14 protein-coding genes are annotated in these 15,689 nt (G+C 66.4%); 3 read left to right on the plus strand and 11 right to left on the minus strand.

The annotated features are described in order from the left end of the window. Positions 1-433: 433 nt before the first annotated feature. Positions 434-1,561, minus strand: a complete 1,128-nt coding sequence (locus AC27VL_RS09095; RefSeq protein ID WP_488766085.1) for an amidohydrolase family protein — start codon at positions 1,559-1,561, stop codon at positions 434-436. A gap of 184 nt (positions 1,562-1,745) precedes the next feature. On the opposite strand from AC27VL_RS09095, the gene AC27VL_RS09100 reads away from it, so the two are divergent. Then, the gene (locus AC27VL_RS09100) at positions 1,746-2,387 is read left to right on the plus strand and encodes a hypothetical protein (RefSeq protein WP_180167343.1); all 642 of its coding nucleotides are present in this window, start codon (positions 1,746-1,748) and stop codon (positions 2,385-2,387) included. Positions 2,388-2,414: 27 nt separating this feature from the next. On the opposite strand, the gene AC27VL_RS09105 is transcribed toward AC27VL_RS09100, so the two are convergent. Next, complete coding sequence (locus tag AC27VL_RS09105; protein WP_488766086.1) at positions 2,415-2,789, minus strand: hypothetical protein; 375 nt, start codon at positions 2,787-2,789, stop codon at positions 2,415-2,417. Between the two features lie 369 nt (positions 2,790-3,158). Then, positions 3,159-5,885, minus strand: coding sequence for a TonB-dependent receptor plug domain-containing protein (locus tag AC27VL_RS09110; RefSeq protein WP_488766087.1), 2,727 nt, complete (start codon positions 5,883-5,885; stop codon positions 3,159-3,161). 306 nt (positions 5,886-6,191) lie between these two features. On the opposite strand from AC27VL_RS09110, the gene AC27VL_RS09115 reads away from it, so the two are divergent. Further along, positions 6,192-6,710 (plus strand): GNAT family N-acetyltransferase, encoded by a 519-nt coding sequence (locus tag AC27VL_RS09115; RefSeq protein ID WP_346560168.1) that lies wholly within the window; start codon positions 6,192-6,194, stop codon positions 6,708-6,710. Here AC27VL_RS09115 and AC27VL_RS09120 read toward each other — a convergent pair. Together AC27VL_RS09120 and AC27VL_RS09125 are read right to left on the minus strand one after the other, a co-directional pair. Then, on the minus strand, positions 6,707-7,480 hold the full coding sequence (locus tag AC27VL_RS09120) for a CDP-diacylglycerol diphosphatase (protein ID WP_488766088.1): 774 nt from the start codon (positions 7,478-7,480) through the stop codon (positions 6,707-6,709). The two genes, AC27VL_RS09115 and AC27VL_RS09120, sit on opposite strands and share 4 nt — an antisense overlap. Positions 7,481-7,549: 69 nt before the next feature. Continuing rightward, complete coding sequence (locus tag AC27VL_RS09125; protein ID WP_100552783.1) at positions 7,550-8,212, minus strand: decarboxylase; 663 nt, start codon at positions 8,210-8,212, stop codon at positions 7,550-7,552. Positions 8,213-8,380: 168 nt separating this feature from the next. Here AC27VL_RS09125 and AC27VL_RS09130 point away from each other — a divergent pair, with 168 nt between their 5' ends. Next, positions 8,381-8,674 carry a hypothetical protein gene (locus AC27VL_RS09130; RefSeq protein WP_025878511.1) on the plus strand — a complete coding sequence of 98 codons (294 nt, stop codon included), beginning with the start codon at positions 8,381-8,383 and terminating at the stop codon, positions 8,672-8,674. Positions 8,675-8,723: 49 nt separating this feature from the next. Here AC27VL_RS09130 and AC27VL_RS09135 read toward each other — a convergent pair whose 3' ends face one another. The 6 genes from AC27VL_RS09135 to AC27VL_RS09160 all read right to left on the minus strand — a co-directional run bounded on the left by AC27VL_RS09135 (position 8,724) and on the right by AC27VL_RS09160 (position 15,614). Beyond that, entirely contained in the window at positions 8,724-9,596 is an 873-nt protein-coding gene (locus tag AC27VL_RS09135) for a hypothetical protein (RefSeq protein WP_488766089.1), read from the minus strand. Positions 9,597-9,663: 67 nt separating this feature from the next. Further along, the gene (gene dld, locus AC27VL_RS09140; protein WP_488766090.1) at positions 9,664-11,370 is read right to left on the minus strand and encodes a D-lactate dehydrogenase; all 1,707 of its coding nucleotides are present in this window, start codon (positions 11,368-11,370) and stop codon (positions 9,664-9,666) included. Further along, entirely contained in the window at positions 11,367-12,506 is a 1,140-nt protein-coding gene (gene lldD / locus AC27VL_RS09145; RefSeq protein WP_100552785.1) for an FMN-dependent L-lactate dehydrogenase LldD, read from the minus strand. The genes dld and lldD overlap by 4 nt, the downstream gene beginning before the upstream one ends. Positions 12,507-12,510: 4 nt before the next feature. Further along, positions 12,511-13,275, minus strand: coding sequence for a transcriptional regulator LldR (lldR, locus tag AC27VL_RS09150; RefSeq protein WP_089235949.1), 765 nt, complete (start codon positions 13,273-13,275; stop codon positions 12,511-12,513). Positions 13,276-13,327: 52 nt separating this feature from the next. Beyond that, a complete protein-coding gene (lldP, locus tag AC27VL_RS09155) occupies positions 13,328-14,986 on the minus strand; it encodes an L-lactate permease (RefSeq protein WP_488766091.1) in 1,659 nt (552 codons plus the stop codon). A 178-nt stretch (positions 14,987-15,164) separates the two neighbouring features. Continuing rightward, the gene (locus tag AC27VL_RS09160; protein ID WP_100460309.1) at positions 15,165-15,614 is read right to left on the minus strand and encodes an MgtC/SapB family protein; all 450 of its coding nucleotides are present in this window, start codon (positions 15,612-15,614) and stop codon (positions 15,165-15,167) included. Positions 15,615-15,689 lie beyond the last annotated feature (75 nt).

The raw sequence follows: 15,689 nt of genomic DNA on the forward strand, positions 1-15,689 counted from the left end.
CGCATCCATGCGGCTCACGCCCCTGCCACCGGACCCACCCCGCCTTCGATAGATTCCCGCGATCTGTGGGAATGGCATGGCCTACTCTTGGTGGGTGTCGACCTTGGTCGACACGTAGATCCACGCCATGCGTGGATGCTCTTCGACCAGATATCGAAATATTCGATTTCGATGGAGATTCATCCACGCATGGCGTGGATGTGCCAGATGACGGGAAGCTGTCGAAGGTGGGGCGGTGTCGGATTGCGGGGTGTCAGCCGCATGGATGCGGCTGCCAAGCCCCCATGGATGGGTTTACGGCGTCCCCGCAATCCGACACCGCCCCGCCTCCCACGGGATGCACGCCTTTGCTGTTGCTGTTGCTGTTGCTGTTGCTTCTGAGGTTGCCGGCCAGCGGCCGGCACTACCGCGGGTGCCGGGCGCCGCCCGGCCGCTACAGCCAGCGCCCGGCGACCACCGCCGGGCCATGGTCGGCACGCACCGCCACGAAGGTGGCCGGAAGATCGTCTGCAATGCCGTACTGCGGCAACCCGATCACCTCCGCCGCATGGGTGGTGACCATGTCCAACGCCAGCATCAGGTCCACATCGGTGTAGAAGCCCGATCGATAGCCCAGCAGCATCGCCCGCTGCAGCAGGTCGCCATTGCCGTAGGGCCACCAGCAGTCGCGGATGTTGTCGTTGCCGGCAAACACGCGTACACCCGCGTCGTGCAGTGCGCGCAACGGCGGGAACGGATGGTCGCCCGGTGCATTGCTCATGATCGCTACGCCTGCAGCAGCCAACGCCTCACCCACCTGCAGCGCCCGCGCCAATGGCACCTCGCCCAGCGCATAAGCGTGACTGACCGCCACCCTGCCCTGCAGGCCCGCCGCGCGCGTGCGCGCCGCGATCCGCAGCAGCTGCGCCAACCCGGTCTCGCCCGGCTCGTGCAGATGGATGTCCAAGCGCACGCCATAGCGCTCGGCCAGCCCGAACAACAACGCAAGCTGGCCGTCGGCATCCCCGTCCAGCGAGCTCGGGTCGATGCCACCCAGTACTTCCACTCCTGCAGCAATCGCCTGTTCCAGCACCGCCGCCGTACCCGGGCACGACATCACCCCCGCCTGCGGGAACGCCACCAGCTGGATGCGCATGATGTCGGCACAGCGCAGCGCCGCCTCGCGCACGGCCTGCAGATGCTGCAGGCCGGTACTGCCATCGATGTCGACGTGGCAACGCATCGCCACCGTACCGAATCCGCTGCACTGGCGGATCAGCGCCTCGGCACGGTCCGCCATCGGTGCAGCGGCGGCAATCGCGGTCTTCTCCACCGCCAGGCGTTCGCGCAGGCTGTTCACTGGCTGATGCGGATGCCAGCGGTCGCCGACGAAGCTCTTGTCCAGATGGATATGGCCGTCGACCAGTCCCGGCAGAACAGTAAAGCCGGTCAGGTCGACGCTTTCGGCCTCCTCCGGTGCGGCATCGTCGCTGTTGATGCCGACGAAACGGCCATCACGGACATGGAAATGCAGTGGGGTGCCGTCGCGATCGACGCCACCATGGACGAACTGCAGAGTCATCTGGATCTCCCGGAAAGCCAATACTGGCGCCATCCTGCCCGTCACCGCTGCCATCGGCCAACGAAATATCCGCATGCCATGCATTCACCGGCACGATGAATCCCGCCCGCGACCCTGCGCCGCAGGGACGCCGGATACACGCCTGAACGGGTAACATGGGCGCCTGTTTCCGCTGTGATGCCGCATGGGCCCGTCCGACCGCCACGATCGTCTTCGCCGCTGGCAGGCCGCGTCCCTGTTGGCCGCCGCCCCGATCGCCAGCCTGTCCGCCACCGATGCCAACGCCAGCGCGCCCCTGCAGGCGCCGCCGGGCCAGCAGCGGATCGCCTCGGCTGCGCTGGTCGAGGTGCTGCACCAGCGCGTGCTGGCCGGCCAAAGCGCAACCGCCACCCTGGAAAGCTGGTGTGCCGAGCACGGCCTGGCCGAGCAGGCCCGGGTCCGCGCCGTGCGCGTACATGGCCAGGACAAGCCTGCGCCGGCCGACGTGCTGCAGGCCTTGGGCGCCAATGCCTCCACGCCCCTGCGTTACCGCCGTGTGCAGCTGGCCTGCGGCAGCCGGGTGCTGTCGGAGGCCGACAACTGGTACCTGCCCGATCATCTCAGCGCGGCCATGAACCAGGTGCTCGACACCACCGACGAGCCCTTTGGCCGTGTGGTCGGTCCGCTCGGCTTCCAGCGCCAGACCCTCACCGACCAGACGTTCTGGCCACCACGCGGCGAAGGCGACCATGGCGTCATCCTGGAAGTGCGCGCCCTGCTCCGTGACCGCCAGCGGCAGCCTTTCAGCTACGTCATCGAGTCGTACCTGGTGCAGGCGCTGCCGTAGCGTTTCATCGGCCCAGCATGCCTTCGCCTACTGGGTGGTGATGCCGTTGGCAGCAGGATCGGTGGAGAACACAAAGCGCCCCGAATGCAGGTTCCGGCCCAGGGTGTACTCGGCCGTTGCGAATGCATAGACGGGGGGCGTATTGCCGTCACCGAAGGAGCGTGCCCAAGCGCTGAAGCCGTCGTCGGTCCGGCTGCGGATCTCGCCCAGGCACAGGCTGTAACCGCACGCGAACGAGACAAGGTCCGTATTTCCGTCCAGTGCGGCGGTCACCGCTGACCTGTACAGCGCGGTCAGATCCTGCGCTTCCGGGTTGCGCGCCACGTCCTGCTCGAACTGGCCGACCGCCTGTGCGAATGCTTTGTTCGAGCCGACCACTGCCTGGAATCTTTCGACGGACATCGCCCCCTCGCTCAACAGGCTCCTTTCGCCAGAGAGGAAAGCCGCACCCGATTGAGTGGCCCCCGGAGCAACGACTGCAAGCCCTGGCGAAGCGGCGGCAGTACCTGCGGGTGTTGCCGCGGCGTGTGCCGGTGTCGCTGCCTCACTCCGGTCGGCAGGCGCCATCGCAGCATCCATGGCAGCAACAGGTGGTACTTCTTGCTTGCTGCTGCAGCCCGCAACTGCCAACGCCACAACCATCAGATGACGAACGTCCATGCGCTGCTCCCTCCCTGGTGAGCTTGTGAGCATGCCACTCCATGGCGCTGGAAGCGAAGTGCCAGACAAAGAAAAGCCCGGCAATGCCGGGCCTTTCGTTTTCCGCTTCGATCAACGGAACCGGTAATCCAGCTCCACCCAGAACTGACGGCCATACGGGTCGTAGTTGCCGACCGGATAGAACGGCCAACCACCCCCATTCTTGTCCGCCGGCGGCCGGCTGTCGCGCAGGTTGTTGACGATCACACCCAGTGTCAGGTTCTCGCCGAACTGGCGGAACACACTGGCGTTGTAGGTCATGTACGGCGCGATGCGTCCACTGCCATCACTCTTGGGCAACGAGCCATAGCGGTTGCCATAGATCGTCGCGGTCCAGTCGCCCTGGTTCCAGGTGATGCTGCCATTGGCCTTGCTGCGCCACTGCCAGTCATCCAGCGAATTGCGGATGTCGCGCACTTCGTCATCGTCAAACTGCTTGTACTCGTGCTCCAGCACCAGGGTGTAGGCCAGACGCGTGGTGAAGCGGCCATAGCGGCCCGCATCAAAGCGCCAGTTACCCTTCAGGTCGATGCCACGCACCGATTCGGACGCTGCATTGATCGGGTTGATCAGTACGCGGGTTACCTGGTCCGGCTGCACGGTGGCATTGGAGGGGTTGCGGATCACCCGCGACAGCGCGTCCTGGCACAGCGACGAACCGATGTCGCGCGCCTCGCCGCCGAGGGTGCGACCCAGCCGGCAGTCGGCCTCATCACGCAGGATGCGGCTGGTGTCCAGGCTGGTCACCTCGTTGTCGATGCGGATGTCGTAGTAGTCGGCGCTGAAATCCAGCCCGGACAGCGGCGACCAGACCACGCCGAAACCATACGACTTGGCCGACTCCGGCTGCAGCTGCGGATTGGCGCGGTTGCTGTAGTCGATCGACAGGCCGTTGTAGTCGCAGTTGTCGTACGACTGGCCGGCGGTGCGGCAGCGCCAGTAGTCGGTCATGCCCGGGTTGTAGCCACGGGTCTCGGTGGCAAACACATAGTTCATGTCCGGCGCACGGAAGCTGGTGGCCGCAGTGCCGCGGATCAGCAGGCTTTCGATCGGACGGAATTCGACACCGAAGCTCCAGGTTGCCTTGCCGAGATGCTCGCCACCGGCGCGGTACTGGTCGTAGCGACCTGCCAGGGTGGTGGTCAGCGACTGCAGCAACGGCAGCTGCAGTTCAACACCGGCCGCATAGCGGTCACGTTCGCCACCGGCACCGATGCCGGCGCTGGTGTTCCAGAATTCGCCGGTGCCCAGGCGTGGGTCCGGGCGGTTGCGATAGCCCTGGCTGCCCGCTTCGACCACCGCGGCCAACGCGGCGTCGCCACCCGGCAAGGCGAACAGGCGACCATTGACCGTCGCACTGAAGGTCTGCAGCCACGCCGCGTTGCGGCTTTCCTGGTAGTCGGACAGGCGACCGTACTCATCGGGCGTCAGCGGCCGGAACAGGCGCGAGGGATCCGGCGCATAGACCTCCACGCCGTTTCGCACACCGAGCTGCGGACCGAGCAGGTACTCGTTGATACCGGCCAGCAGCACCGGCCGGCGCGTGCGGTTCTCGTAGCGCGAGCGGCTGTAGACCGCCTCGTAGTCCCAGCCGCTGTCACCGAACTGGCCACGCGCACCGACATTGAACGACCACGAGTTTTCCAGGAAGCGATTGGCGTTGCGTGGCAGGCCGCCGATTTCCTCTGGCGCAAAGCGGCGGTACCAGCTCTCCAGGTTGCCCGTGTTCTGGTTGTAGAAGTAGTTGCGTGACGAGGTCCAGGTGGGTGCACGCGTGTTGTTGTGGATCCGTGCGCTGCCCACGGCGACATCGGCGAACAGGTCGGTAGTGTCGTTGACGTGGAACGTCAGCAGGCCGTAGCCGTTGAGGTTGCGCTTCTCGGTCTGCACGGTCCAGTAGCTGGCAGCGGCTTCGTTGCTACCGCAGTACCATCCCTGGCGCGGATTGTTGGTGCGCAGCACGCTGCCACCGTAGATGGCCGAAGCGGCATCGCAGCCGGCCGCGCCGGGATCGATGTTGCGACCGGTAGCGGCGTTGCGACGATAGGCGACGGCCGTCGGCTGCGGCGCCTTGCCGGTAGGATCATCGTCCAGCGAATCCATGAAGTCGCGCTGCCGCGCGTGGATCGCCTTGCGCACGTCCAGTTCGAAGCCGAACAGGCCTTCCCAGCGATCGCCCGAGCTGCCGCCCACCACCTGCACGCGCTGGTTGTCACCACCACCCTGCTGGGTGCCGCCGGCACGCACGTTGACGTCCACGCCGTCGAAACGGTCCTTGAGGATGATGTTGACCACGCCGGCGATCGCATCGGAGCCGTACACCGCTGATGCGCCTGCGGCCAGCACCTCGATGCGCTCGATCAACGCACTGGGGATGTTGGCCAGGTTGACCACGTTCACCGAGCCCTCGTAGGCCAGCGGATAGTCGGCCTGGCGGCGGCCATTGACCAGCACCAGCGTGCGGTTCGGGCCGAGGCCACGCAGGTTGATGGTATTCGCCGCCGGGGTGAAAGTATTGCCGAAGTCTTCGCCCTGCACGTTACCGGTGTTTTCAGTGAGCGCGCTCAACGCATCGAAGGCGTTGCGGTAGCCCTGCGCATCGATCTGCTCGCGGCTGATCACCGTGACCGGCGATGGCCCCTCGACGCTGGCACGCGGGATGCGCGAGCCGGTGACCTTCACTTCCTGCAATGAGGTGGGTGCGCTTTCCTGCGCGAAGGCCGGCAACGAGGCCAGCATCAGGGACGACAAGGCAAGCACCAGCGGACGCGGGCGCAGCGCCAGGGAAGAGGCGGACATGGGCTTCCTGGGGGAGTTGGGCGGGTGGTCCGGGACGCTGGCGACGGTGCGCGCATAACGATCCCGTAACGAAAGTGTCCTGAACGGATGGTTGCAACGGAAATGACCAGGCCTGATGGCCTTATGCCTGAACCGAATCAGACCGCAGGCGTCGGCAACACCGCGTTTGCAACTTCTTTCATTGTTCCAGTTCGCCCAGGTGCGGCATCGTCCCACCCCATGAACCGGTATTTCCCTGCTTCCCTGCCACCGCTGCGACCGGTGCTGCGCCGCCATCTCCTGCGGCTCCAGCACGGGCCCGTCGTATTGCGCCCCCTGCAGCGTTCAGACCTTTCCGCCTGGCGTCACTACCATCAGCAGGTCGAACGCAGCAGCAACCTGCCTGGCCATTTCGATGCCGAAGCCCACTTCCTCTGCGGTGTGCAGCGTTCGCAGCTGCAACACGACAACGATCACCTGCTGCTGGGCAGCTTCGATGCAGTGGGTGAGCTGCTGGACCAGCTGAATCTGCGCCTGCATTGCGCGCATGCGCGCAGCGTCGAACTGCGCTGGCTGCATGCAGCAGGCTGTCCCCGGCAACGGCAGCTGCACGCTTCGTTGCAGGCGCTGTGCACGTTCCTGTTCGAACAGGTAGGAATCCGTCGCTTGTTCGTGCTGCTGCCGCCCGATGCAGGCAGCGAACTGGTCGCTACCCTGCAGGCGCTCGGCTTCGAGCGCGAAGGCCTGCTGCGCGACCACCACCTGGATGCCGAAGGCTGGCAGGACCGCCAGCTGTACGCCCTGACTGCCCCCGTCTGGCTGCAGCGGCAGCCAACGGAAAACTAGCGCACCCGCTCCAGCGAAGCATCCGCACCGGTCAACACGCTGCAGGCATGGTCCTGCAGTTCCTCGGCGCTGGCATCGTTGCCGCTGTCCGGGTCCAGCTGCGTGGCCAGCAGGATGAAACCGGGCGCGCCGTGCACGTCCTCGTGCCCCGCCACCAGCAGACTCCATTGGCCAACCTTGCCCACGCCGCTCAGGCCATAGGCCAGCAGGTTGAGCGGATTGGCAGTCAGCGCTTCGCCGGGCAGCAGCCGCGCCTGGTACTGATGGCCGCGCAACAGCACCGGAAGTGGTGCCCACTGCGTGCCGAGGGTCGCGCGATTGTCTTCCAACGCCTGCAGAACGTCAGCGCGCAGGCAGTCGACGTGGATGTGCAGCTGGTGCTGCGAACGACCATGCGGCGAATTCAATGCCAGGCTGGCGACGCTGCGCGGCAGCGGCTGGCCCAGCGCCTGTTCGGTGCGCGTGCGGGCCTGCCAGGCGGCAGCGAAGTAATTGGGTGCCCGACGCCGGTACAGCGCGGGGCTTTCGATGCCGCTGACCTTGTCCAGCGGCATCAGCAGGAACTGATAGTGGCCGTGCGCATCCTTGACCAGCACATCGCGGTGATCAACGGCAGGGCGCACCTGCAGGCAATCGCCGCGTGGCGACTGTGCGCCCTGGCAATCACGCTCGATCAGGCGCCACAGCGCATCCGAATGTGCCGGTGGCGGCGCGGGGGGCACGCTGGCACAACCGGCCAGCAACATCAGGGGCAGCAGCAGGAATCGCACGGCAACAACTCGCGGGATCAGGCGCGACAGGCAGCGCCGCGCGCCATTCTAGCCAGTGGAATGTGGCAATCAGTAGGTGCCGAACGGCACTTCAACCACGACCGGTGCACCCGTAGGCAGCAACTGCAGGGTATAGCGGTCCAGTGCGCCATCATCATCGGCCAGCGGCTGGCGATGGAACTGCAGGCGATAATGGGCCTCGCCCAGGCGCACCTCGCTGCCGTCGGCGGCCAGCGCGGCGGCGTCGGGCAGCAGCAGCCCGCCCAGATCGCTGTAGGCACCGGCAACATCGGCGAAACCATAGTCGGCCAATTCATCCACCCGCTGCATCGCATAGACATGCGGCAGGTACGGGCGCGCCGGGCTGCGGCCGTTGCTCAGATCGGTCACCCCGGCCTGCGGCAGGTGGTACTGCTCGCGAAGCGCGGCAACGCCCAGCGACTCGCTGGCCACCTGCAGGCAGCACACCGCGCGCTTGCCTTCACGGTCGAGGACCACGAAGCGATCACCCCGGGTGGCGGCCTGCGGCAGCATCGCGAACGCCAGGTTGCGCTGCGCCGGCTGGTAACCAGCTTCGGTCTGCAGGTTGCGCCAGCCACCAAACACCGGTGTTTCCGCAGCCGGCGCTGCGACCGGTTCGGCGGCCACGGCTGCCACTGCCATGCAAAGCAGCGACAGCACTGCCACCGCCTTCACTGCGTTCTGCCTGCCACGCAAACTGCCTGCCGTCATACCCGATCCAACACCTGCACCGGACTGGCCCGGTCTGCCCGCCGGCACGCTGCCGGCAACGCCGGCCACTATGCAGTGCGGCGGCCGCGCGGGCAATGACCCGAACGCTGCCGGGTTTCGCGCGGTCAGTGCTATCGTGCCGCCAATCCCCTGCGCAGGAGCGCCCGCATGACCATCCGCCTGACTCTGTTGCTGCCCGCCTCGGCCTTGTTGCTGTCGGCCTGTGTCAGCACTCCCGGCCCGGAGGTCAAGGGCAGTGGCCGCTGCGATGCCAGCCAGCTGGGCTGGGCCATCGGCCAGCCGGCCAACGAGCCGAACATCCGCCGCCTGTCCAGCGAAAGCGGCGCCGGCATGGTCAATCCCATCGGCCCGGCCACCATCACCACCAAGGACATCCGCCAGGATCGCCTGCGCGTGTTCGTGGACAAGGACAACATCATCACCGCCACGCGTTGCGAGTAAGCACGCCAGCGCCGTCGCGTAGAGCCGGGCCCAAGCCCGGCTCCATGGCTCAGGGCTCGGTGTAGCCCGAGCACTCCGGCAATGGCTGATCCGGCTGGTAAGCCCATGAGGTGAAGCGGAAGACGCGCGTGTAGCTGCACTCCGCATCCTGCTCGGTGCGCAGATCCTTCTTCTTCAACTTTCCTTTGGCCAGCGAGTCCCGCTGCGGCGATACCCCGGCCGGATAGTTGCTGGCCTCGGTGCGGTAGCGCAGCACGGGCATGCCCTGCCCTTCGGTTGCCAACGCAAGTTCCGCATCGAAACTGTACTCGTCGTGGCAGGCACCGGCGCGCTGAGCGAAATCGCGCTCGCTGAAACAGGCCCGGATCATCTTGTTGGCCGACCACGCAACGGACAGCACGTCGGCGTCCACCTGGACGCCATCGTCGAGATGGCGGATGCGCGCCAGTTGCAGGGTCGATGCGCTGGCACCGCCGCCGGAATACATCGCGCGGGCCTCCACCAGACCGCCAACGAGCACGTTCTGCAGTGCCGCCTGTTGCGGAGCGGCCACGGCCTGGCCTGCGCCCGCGCCGGGGGCCAGGCGCACGATGAAGGGCCAGACCCGCAGGTCGCCATCGTCAACCACCTCGATGGGGACGTGTCGCATCTTTGGTTCGGCGTCATCACCCGCACGCTCGGCGACTTCCAGCGCTGCCGGCTGGTCTTGGCCTGTTGCGGGCAACGCCCGCACGCACCACTGGCCATCGGCAGTGCAGTAGCGCTCGGGGTCGTCCGCTCCCTGCTCGCCCTGCAGCAACAGCGCTTCCAGCCGGTTGCCCGCGGCATCGTGTTGAACGGGCGCGACGTCCGCCGCTGCCGGCAGCGACGATGCCAGCAGCAGGGCGGACAGCACGGCGTAAGCAATACGCGTGGAATTCATGATCATCCTGTGCGCGCCGGCACGTCCTTGCGAGGGGCCGATGGTAGCGCAGGCACCGCGCTGCGGCTCAGTGCCCGTCGCAGTCGCACCCACCCCACCCTTTCGCCTTCGACGTCTGGCCGATGCCGGGGTTGAAGGTATTGCTCGGGTCCAGCGTGCGGTAGAAACCGGCCAGCGCCGGCTTGGCTGGATACAGATGGCCGACATTGTGCTCGGCCGGGTACTCGGCACCGCGCTGGTCCAGCAACGCCCACATCGCATGCTCGATGGCCATCGGGTCTTCACCCTTGCGCGCGATGTAATCCTGGTGGAACACGTGGCACAGGAAGTGGCCGTAGTACAGCTTGTGCAGCAGGCGGCCATCGATATCAGCCGGCAGCTGCTCGAACCACTCGGCATCGTCGCGGCGCAGCGCAATGTCCAGCGCGACGATGTCCTGCACCTGCTCGCGGTGCACTTCGCGATAGCGCACGGCGGCACCGGCCACGGCGAAGCGATGCAGGAACGCCTTGCGTCCCTCGTCCGCGGTGCAGTGGAAGTACCCGCCTTCATGGTCGTTGAAGAAGCCGCGCAGCCATGTCTCGGTGGCGGCCGCATCCTGTGCGGAAACCTTCAGCAACAGGTGATGCTCGTAACGCTGGCGGAACTCGCCCATGCGCTTGGGCAGGTGCGAAGGCAGCAGGCCGGTCAGCGTCTGCATCACCCGATCGGTGACACCACGCAGGCCAAGCCGTTCAAACCAGCCATCGACCCGGCTCTTCAGCGCGAACGCGGCCGGCACGCGCGCGGTGCCGAGCTTGTCGATCAGCAGGAAACTGTCCTTGCCGTAACGCTCACCGATGTCATAGGCATCGCGGTGGATGTACTCGCCGGCGATGGGCAGGCGCTCGAAGCCGGTCAGCAGCTGGCGGCGGATCGCGGTCAGGCTGTCGGTGCGGTTGCTGCCGATATAGAAGACCTCGGCGGCCTCCTTCTCGAACGTATCCAGGCGCACGGCGAACACCGCCAGCTTGCCGGCAGATCCGGTCGCCTCGAAATGGCGGCTGGGGTCAGCATTGAAGCGTGCCGGAGTATCCGCATCCACCTTGCGTACTTCCTCGGCGTAACGCGGATCGGACGCGGCACGGCCATTACCGTTGCTGACATCTGCAGTGCTGTAGTCGCCGTCCTGCAGGCGTTGCAGGATCTGCTCGGGCGTATCGCCCAACGCGATGCCCAGATGGTTGACCAGCTGCAGTTCGCCCCGCGCGTCAACCTGGGCATACAGCGCCATCTCGGTATAGGCAGGGCCACGGCGCACCAGTGCGCCACCGGAGTTGTTGCAGATGCCACCCAGCACCGAGGCGCCGATGCACGACGAGCCGATCACCGAGTGCGGCTCGCGACCCAGCGGTGCCAGCGTCTGCTCCAGCCGGTCCAGCGTCGCGCCGGGAAGGCACAGTACCTGCCGCCCCTCGTTCAACAGCTGGATGCCGGCCAGGCGCAGAGTGCTGACCAGCACGATCGGCCGGCCGTAATCGTCACCATCGGGGGTGGAACCGCCGGTCAGGCCGGTATTGGCCGCCTGCAGGATGATCGCCGCGCCGCCCTGCACCGCCGCCTGCAGCACCTGCCACAGCTGCAGCAGCGAGCCCGGACGCACCACCGCCAGCACCGGGCCGTCGCCGAAGCGATAGCCGCGACGGAAGCGGCGGGTGGCCTTGTCGCCGGTCAGTACGTGGCGGTCCCCCACCGCGGCACGCAACTGCGCCAGCACCGTGTTGCGATCACTCATGGCAGGCGCACCAGCGAATCACGGCCGATATCGGCGATGCGGTGTGCACCGGTCAGTGTCATCGCCACGCGCATTTCCTTGGCGATCAGGTCCAGCAGATTGGCCACGCCGGCCTCGCCCTGTGCGGCAAGCGCGTAGACGAAGGCGCGCCCCAGCAGCACGGTATCGGCGCCCAGCGCCAGCATGCGCACCACGTCCAGGCCGGTGCGGATACCCGAATCGGCGAGGATCTTCAGGTCGCCCTGCACCGCGTCGGCGATGGCAGGCAAGGCGCGCGCAGTGGACAGCACACCATCCAGCTGGCGGCCGCCATGGTTGGAGACCACGATGCCATCGGCGCCGAAGGCGACCGCGTCACGCGCATCGTCCGGGTCGAGGATGCCCTTGATCACCATCGGGCCCTTCCAGAACTCGCGGATCCACTCCAGGTCCTTCCACGAAATGGACGGATCGAAGTTGCTGCCCAGCCAGCCGATGTAGTCCTCCAGGCCCGTTGGGTTGCCACGGTAGGTGGAAATGTTGCCGAGATCATGCGGGCGTCCGCGCAGGCCCACGTCCCACGCCCAGCGCGGATGGGTGATGGCCTGGCCGATCCGGCGCATTGCAGCATTCGGACCACTCATGCCCGAGTGTGCGTCACGATAGCGCGCGCCCGGCACCGGCATGTCGACGGTGAACACCAGGGTGGTCACACCCGCCGCCTGCGCGCGCTCCAGCGCATTGCGCATGAAACCGCGATCGCGCAGCACGTACAGCTGGAACCACATCGGGCGCTGGATTGCCGGTGCGACTTCTTCGATCGGGCACACCGACACCGTGGACAACGTGAACGGAATGCCGCGGCTGTCGGCTGCGCGCGCCGCCTGCACTTCGCCACGGCGGGCATACATGCCGGTCAGGCCGACCGGGGCAAGCGCCACCGGCATCGCCAGCTTCTCGCCGAACAGCTCGGTTTCCAGGCTCAGGTCGGACATGTTGCGCAGGATGCGCTGGCGCAACGCGATGTCGGACAGGTCGGACACGTTGCGCTTCAGCGTGTGCTCGGCATACGCGCCACCATCGATGTAGTGGAACAGGAACGGCGGCAACCGACGTTCGGCTGCTGCACGGTAATCGGTGGAGGCGGAAATGATCATGGGGTCAACCGTGTGGGGAAGGCAGGCGCGAGGCCCGCGTACGCCGGGCTTCGTTGTCGTCGAGCGTGCGCAGCGTGGTGTGCACGAACTCAAGATGGGCATGCGCGGCGGCGCGCGCACGTTCGGGATCGCCGGCCAGCACCGCATCCATCATTTCGCGGTGCTGGTCGGACAGCGGCGAGAAGGTCCTGGCCGAGGTGTACAGCTTTTCCCGGCTCTGCGAGATGTTGGTCTGCAGCAGTTCGAACAGACCACGCATCACCTGCAGCAGCACCAGGTTGTGCGACGCCTCGGCGATGGACAGGTGGAAGGCCGCGTCGGCCTCGGCTTCGCCAGTGGGGTCGTCCTTGCCATGCGCGTCCATCATGGTCTGGAACGCCTGGGCGATGCGCGCACGGTCCTCGTCGGTGGCGCGCAGCGCCGCGTGCCAGGCCGTGGCGCCTTCCAGCGCGTGGCGGATTTCCAGCACGTCGAAGCGGTATTCCGGGTCGCCCTGGAACAGCGGCAGGTATGGCACCAAGGGTTCATCCAGTGCCTGCCGTGCCCGTGCGGCGGGCTCGCTCACATAGGTGCCACCACCCACGCGCGCGGTCAGCAGACCGTGGCTGGCCAACTGTGCGATGGCCTCGCGCAGCGCGGTGCGCGAGACCCCCAGCTGCACCGCCAACGTGCGCTCGGCCGGCAGCCTGTCGCCCGGCTGCAGCTGCTGTTCCTGCACCAGCGCACGCAGCTGCGCGGCCACCTTGTCCGAAACCCGTTGTGTGCTCATGGCGCCATTGTGGCCCGAAGCACGCCGCTGTTGGTCGGCCTGCGCTGCATGCTCAGGGAATCATCCAGGTCAGCCAGTAGGCCTGGGCCAGGGTGATCAGGCCGACCATCGTGGTGAAAATCAGGCTGTGCTTGACGGTGAAGCGGAACAGATCCGATTCCTTGCCGGCCAGGCCCACCGCTGCGCAGGCGATGGCAATGGACTGCGGCGAGATCATCTTGCCGGTGACGCCGCCGGTGGTGTTGGCCGCTACCAGCAGCACGTCGGAAACGCCGATCTGCTGCGCGGTGGTGGCCTGCAGCGCCGAGAACAGCGCATTGGACGAGGTATCCGAGCCGGTCAGGAACACGCCCAGCCAGCCCAGGAACGGCGAGAAGAACGGGAACGCCTTGCCGGTGTGCGCCAGTGCCAGCGCCAGCGTGGCCGACAGGCCCGAATAGTTGGCGATGAAGGCGAACGCCAGCACCATGCCGATCGAGAAGATCGGCATGCGCAGCTCGCGCACGGTTTCACCGAAGGTCTGCAGCGCCGACCGTGCCGGCATGCGCAGGGCGATGATCGCGATCACCGCGGCGAGGATGATCGAGGTACCGGTGGCCGAGAACCAGTCGAACTTGTACACCGCCTCATAGCTCAGTGGCGCATCGACGATCGGCGGCATCTTCTGCACCATCTGGTCCAGGCCCGGCACCGGGATCTTCAGCGCCCAGCCTTCAAGCGGGCCACCGGCTGCGAACAGCGACTTGAACGGCTTGATGCTCCACACAGTGACCATCGCGGTGAGGATCAGGAACGGCGACCATGCCTTGGCAATCTGGCCGACGCTATGGCGCGGCGCTTCCAGTGCCTGTGCGGCCGCCTCGGCGCTGGTTTCGGTATCGAAGCGGAAGATCCGCACCGGCTTCCAGCGGCGCAGGAACAGGGTCAGGCAGACCAGCGACGCCAGCGAAGCGGTGATGTCCGGCAGTTCCGGGCCGATGAAGTTGGAGGTCAGGTACTGGGCAATGGCGAACGAACCGCCGGCCACCAGCACCGCCGGCCAGGTTTCCTTGATGCCGCGCCAGCCATCCATGATCGCCATGATCCAGAACAGCACGATGATGGTCAGGAACGGCAGCTGGCGACCCGCCATCTGGCCGATCTCGAAGGCATCCAGGCCGGTAACCTGCCCTGCCACGATGATCGGAATGCCCATCGCACCGAACGCCACCGGCGCGGTGTTGACGATCAGGCACAGGCCGGCCGCATACAGCGGCTTGAAGCCCAGCCCGACCAGCAGCGCAGCGGTAATCGCCACCGGCGCACCGAACCCGGCCGCACCCTCCAGGAAGGCACCGAAGGCGAAGCCGACCATCAGCATCTGCAGCCGCTGGTCCTCAGTGACCGACAGGATCGAGGCGCGGATGATGTCGAACTGGCCGGTCTTGACCGAGACCTTGTACAGGAACACCGCGCCGATGATGATCCAGGCAATCGGCCACAGGCCATAGACGAAGCCGAAGCCCGCCGCCCCCAGCGCCTGCGCCACCGGCATGCGATAGAACAGCAGGGCCACGCCAAGCGCGATGGCCACGGTGATGGTGCCGGCGATCCAGCCCTTCATGCGCAGCACTGCCAGGGCAACGAAGAAGAAGGCGATCGGCAGCAGCGCGATCAGGCTCGACAACCACAGGTTGCCAGCGGGGTCGTACACGTGTTGCCAGGGCTGCATGAGGGCTCTCGACAGGAACAGGAGGTTCCCCACCGCGTGGGGGCGTCGTGTCCGTCATTATTGGTCGTACCACTTTGACCGATGATCGGACCACAGGCGCGAATTGAACCGCCAATCCTGCGAAGAGCCTATTAGACCATAGGGCTATACGAAATTATTGGTCTTACCATTTACCGGCTTACAGCTTCTTCTCAACCCGTCGGATCAGTGCGAGCACCAGCACGCACAGCACGCTGACGCCGAGTGCGATCACGTACTTGCCGATGCCCACGGCAATACCGATGGCCGCCGCCATGATCAAAGAGCTGGCCGTGGTGAGCCCGCTGACCTGGTCCTCGCGGTTTCCACGCAGGATGGTGCCGGCGGCGACGAAACCGACGCAGGCCACCACCGCTTCGATCAAGCGCACCGGGTCGACCTGCAGCAGATCGCGGTAGCGCTCCTGCTGGAAGTGTTCGGCCACCGAGTCACCGAGGCCGACGATCAGCGCAGCGGCACCGGCAATCAGCATGTGCGTGCGCAGGCCGGCAGCGTGCTTGCCCATCTCGCGCTCGACGCCCAGCACGCCGCCAAAGACCATGGCGGCGGCCACGCGCAGCAGAATGGACATGTCCTGGGTGAGTTCCATAGGGGGGGCTCCGGTAGTTTCCCGGAGCGTTGCGCGGCGGCCGTGGGATGGGGGTGAAGGCGATGGCACACCCTC

It is taken from the genome of Stenotrophomonas sp. 14P6.2.3, from assembly GCF_057799055.1.

What these genes read in the sequence shown, in the direction of transcription:
- AC27VL_RS09095 (WP_488766085.1), bottom strand. Translation starts at nt 1,561, where the DNA reads ATGACTCTGCAGTTCGTCCATGGTGGCGTCGATCGCGACGGCACCCCA.
- AC27VL_RS09100 (WP_180167343.1), top strand. Translation starts at nt 1,746, where the DNA reads ATGGGCCCGTCCGACCGCCACGATCGTCTTCGCCGCTGGCAGGCCGCG.
- AC27VL_RS09105 (WP_488766086.1), bottom strand. Translation starts at nt 2,789, where the DNA reads ATGTCCGTCGAAAGATTCCAGGCAGTGGTCGGCTCGAACAAAGCATTC.
- AC27VL_RS09110 (WP_488766087.1), bottom strand. Translation starts at nt 5,885, where the DNA reads ATGTCCGCCTCTTCCCTGGCGCTGCGCCCGCGTCCGCTGGTGCTTGCC.
- AC27VL_RS09125 (WP_100552783.1), bottom strand. Translation starts at nt 8,212, where the DNA reads ATGACGGCAGGCAGTTTGCGTGGCAGGCAGAACGCAGTGAAGGCGGTG.
- AC27VL_RS09130 (WP_025878511.1), top strand. Translation starts at nt 8,381, where the DNA reads ATGACCATCCGCCTGACTCTGTTGCTGCCCGCCTCGGCCTTGTTGCTG.
- AC27VL_RS09135 (WP_488766089.1), bottom strand. Translation starts at nt 9,596, where the DNA reads ATGAATTCCACGCGTATTGCTTACGCCGTGCTGTCCGCCCTGCTGCTG.
- dld (WP_488766090.1), bottom strand. Translation starts at nt 11,370, where the DNA reads ATGAGTGATCGCAACACGGTGCTGGCGCAGTTGCGTGCCGCGGTGGGG.
- lldD (WP_100552785.1), bottom strand. Translation starts at nt 12,506, where the DNA reads ATGATCATTTCCGCCTCCACCGATTACCGTGCAGCAGCCGAACGTCGG.
- lldR (WP_089235949.1), bottom strand. Translation starts at nt 13,275, where the DNA reads ATGAGCACACAACGGGTTTCGGACAAGGTGGCCGCGCAGCTGCGTGCG.
- lldP (WP_488766091.1), bottom strand. Translation starts at nt 14,986, where the DNA reads ATGCAGCCCTGGCAACACGTGTACGACCCCGCTGGCAACCTGTGGTTG.
- AC27VL_RS09160 (WP_100460309.1), bottom strand. Translation starts at nt 15,614, where the DNA reads ATGGAACTCACCCAGGACATGTCCATTCTGCTGCGCGTGGCCGCCGCC.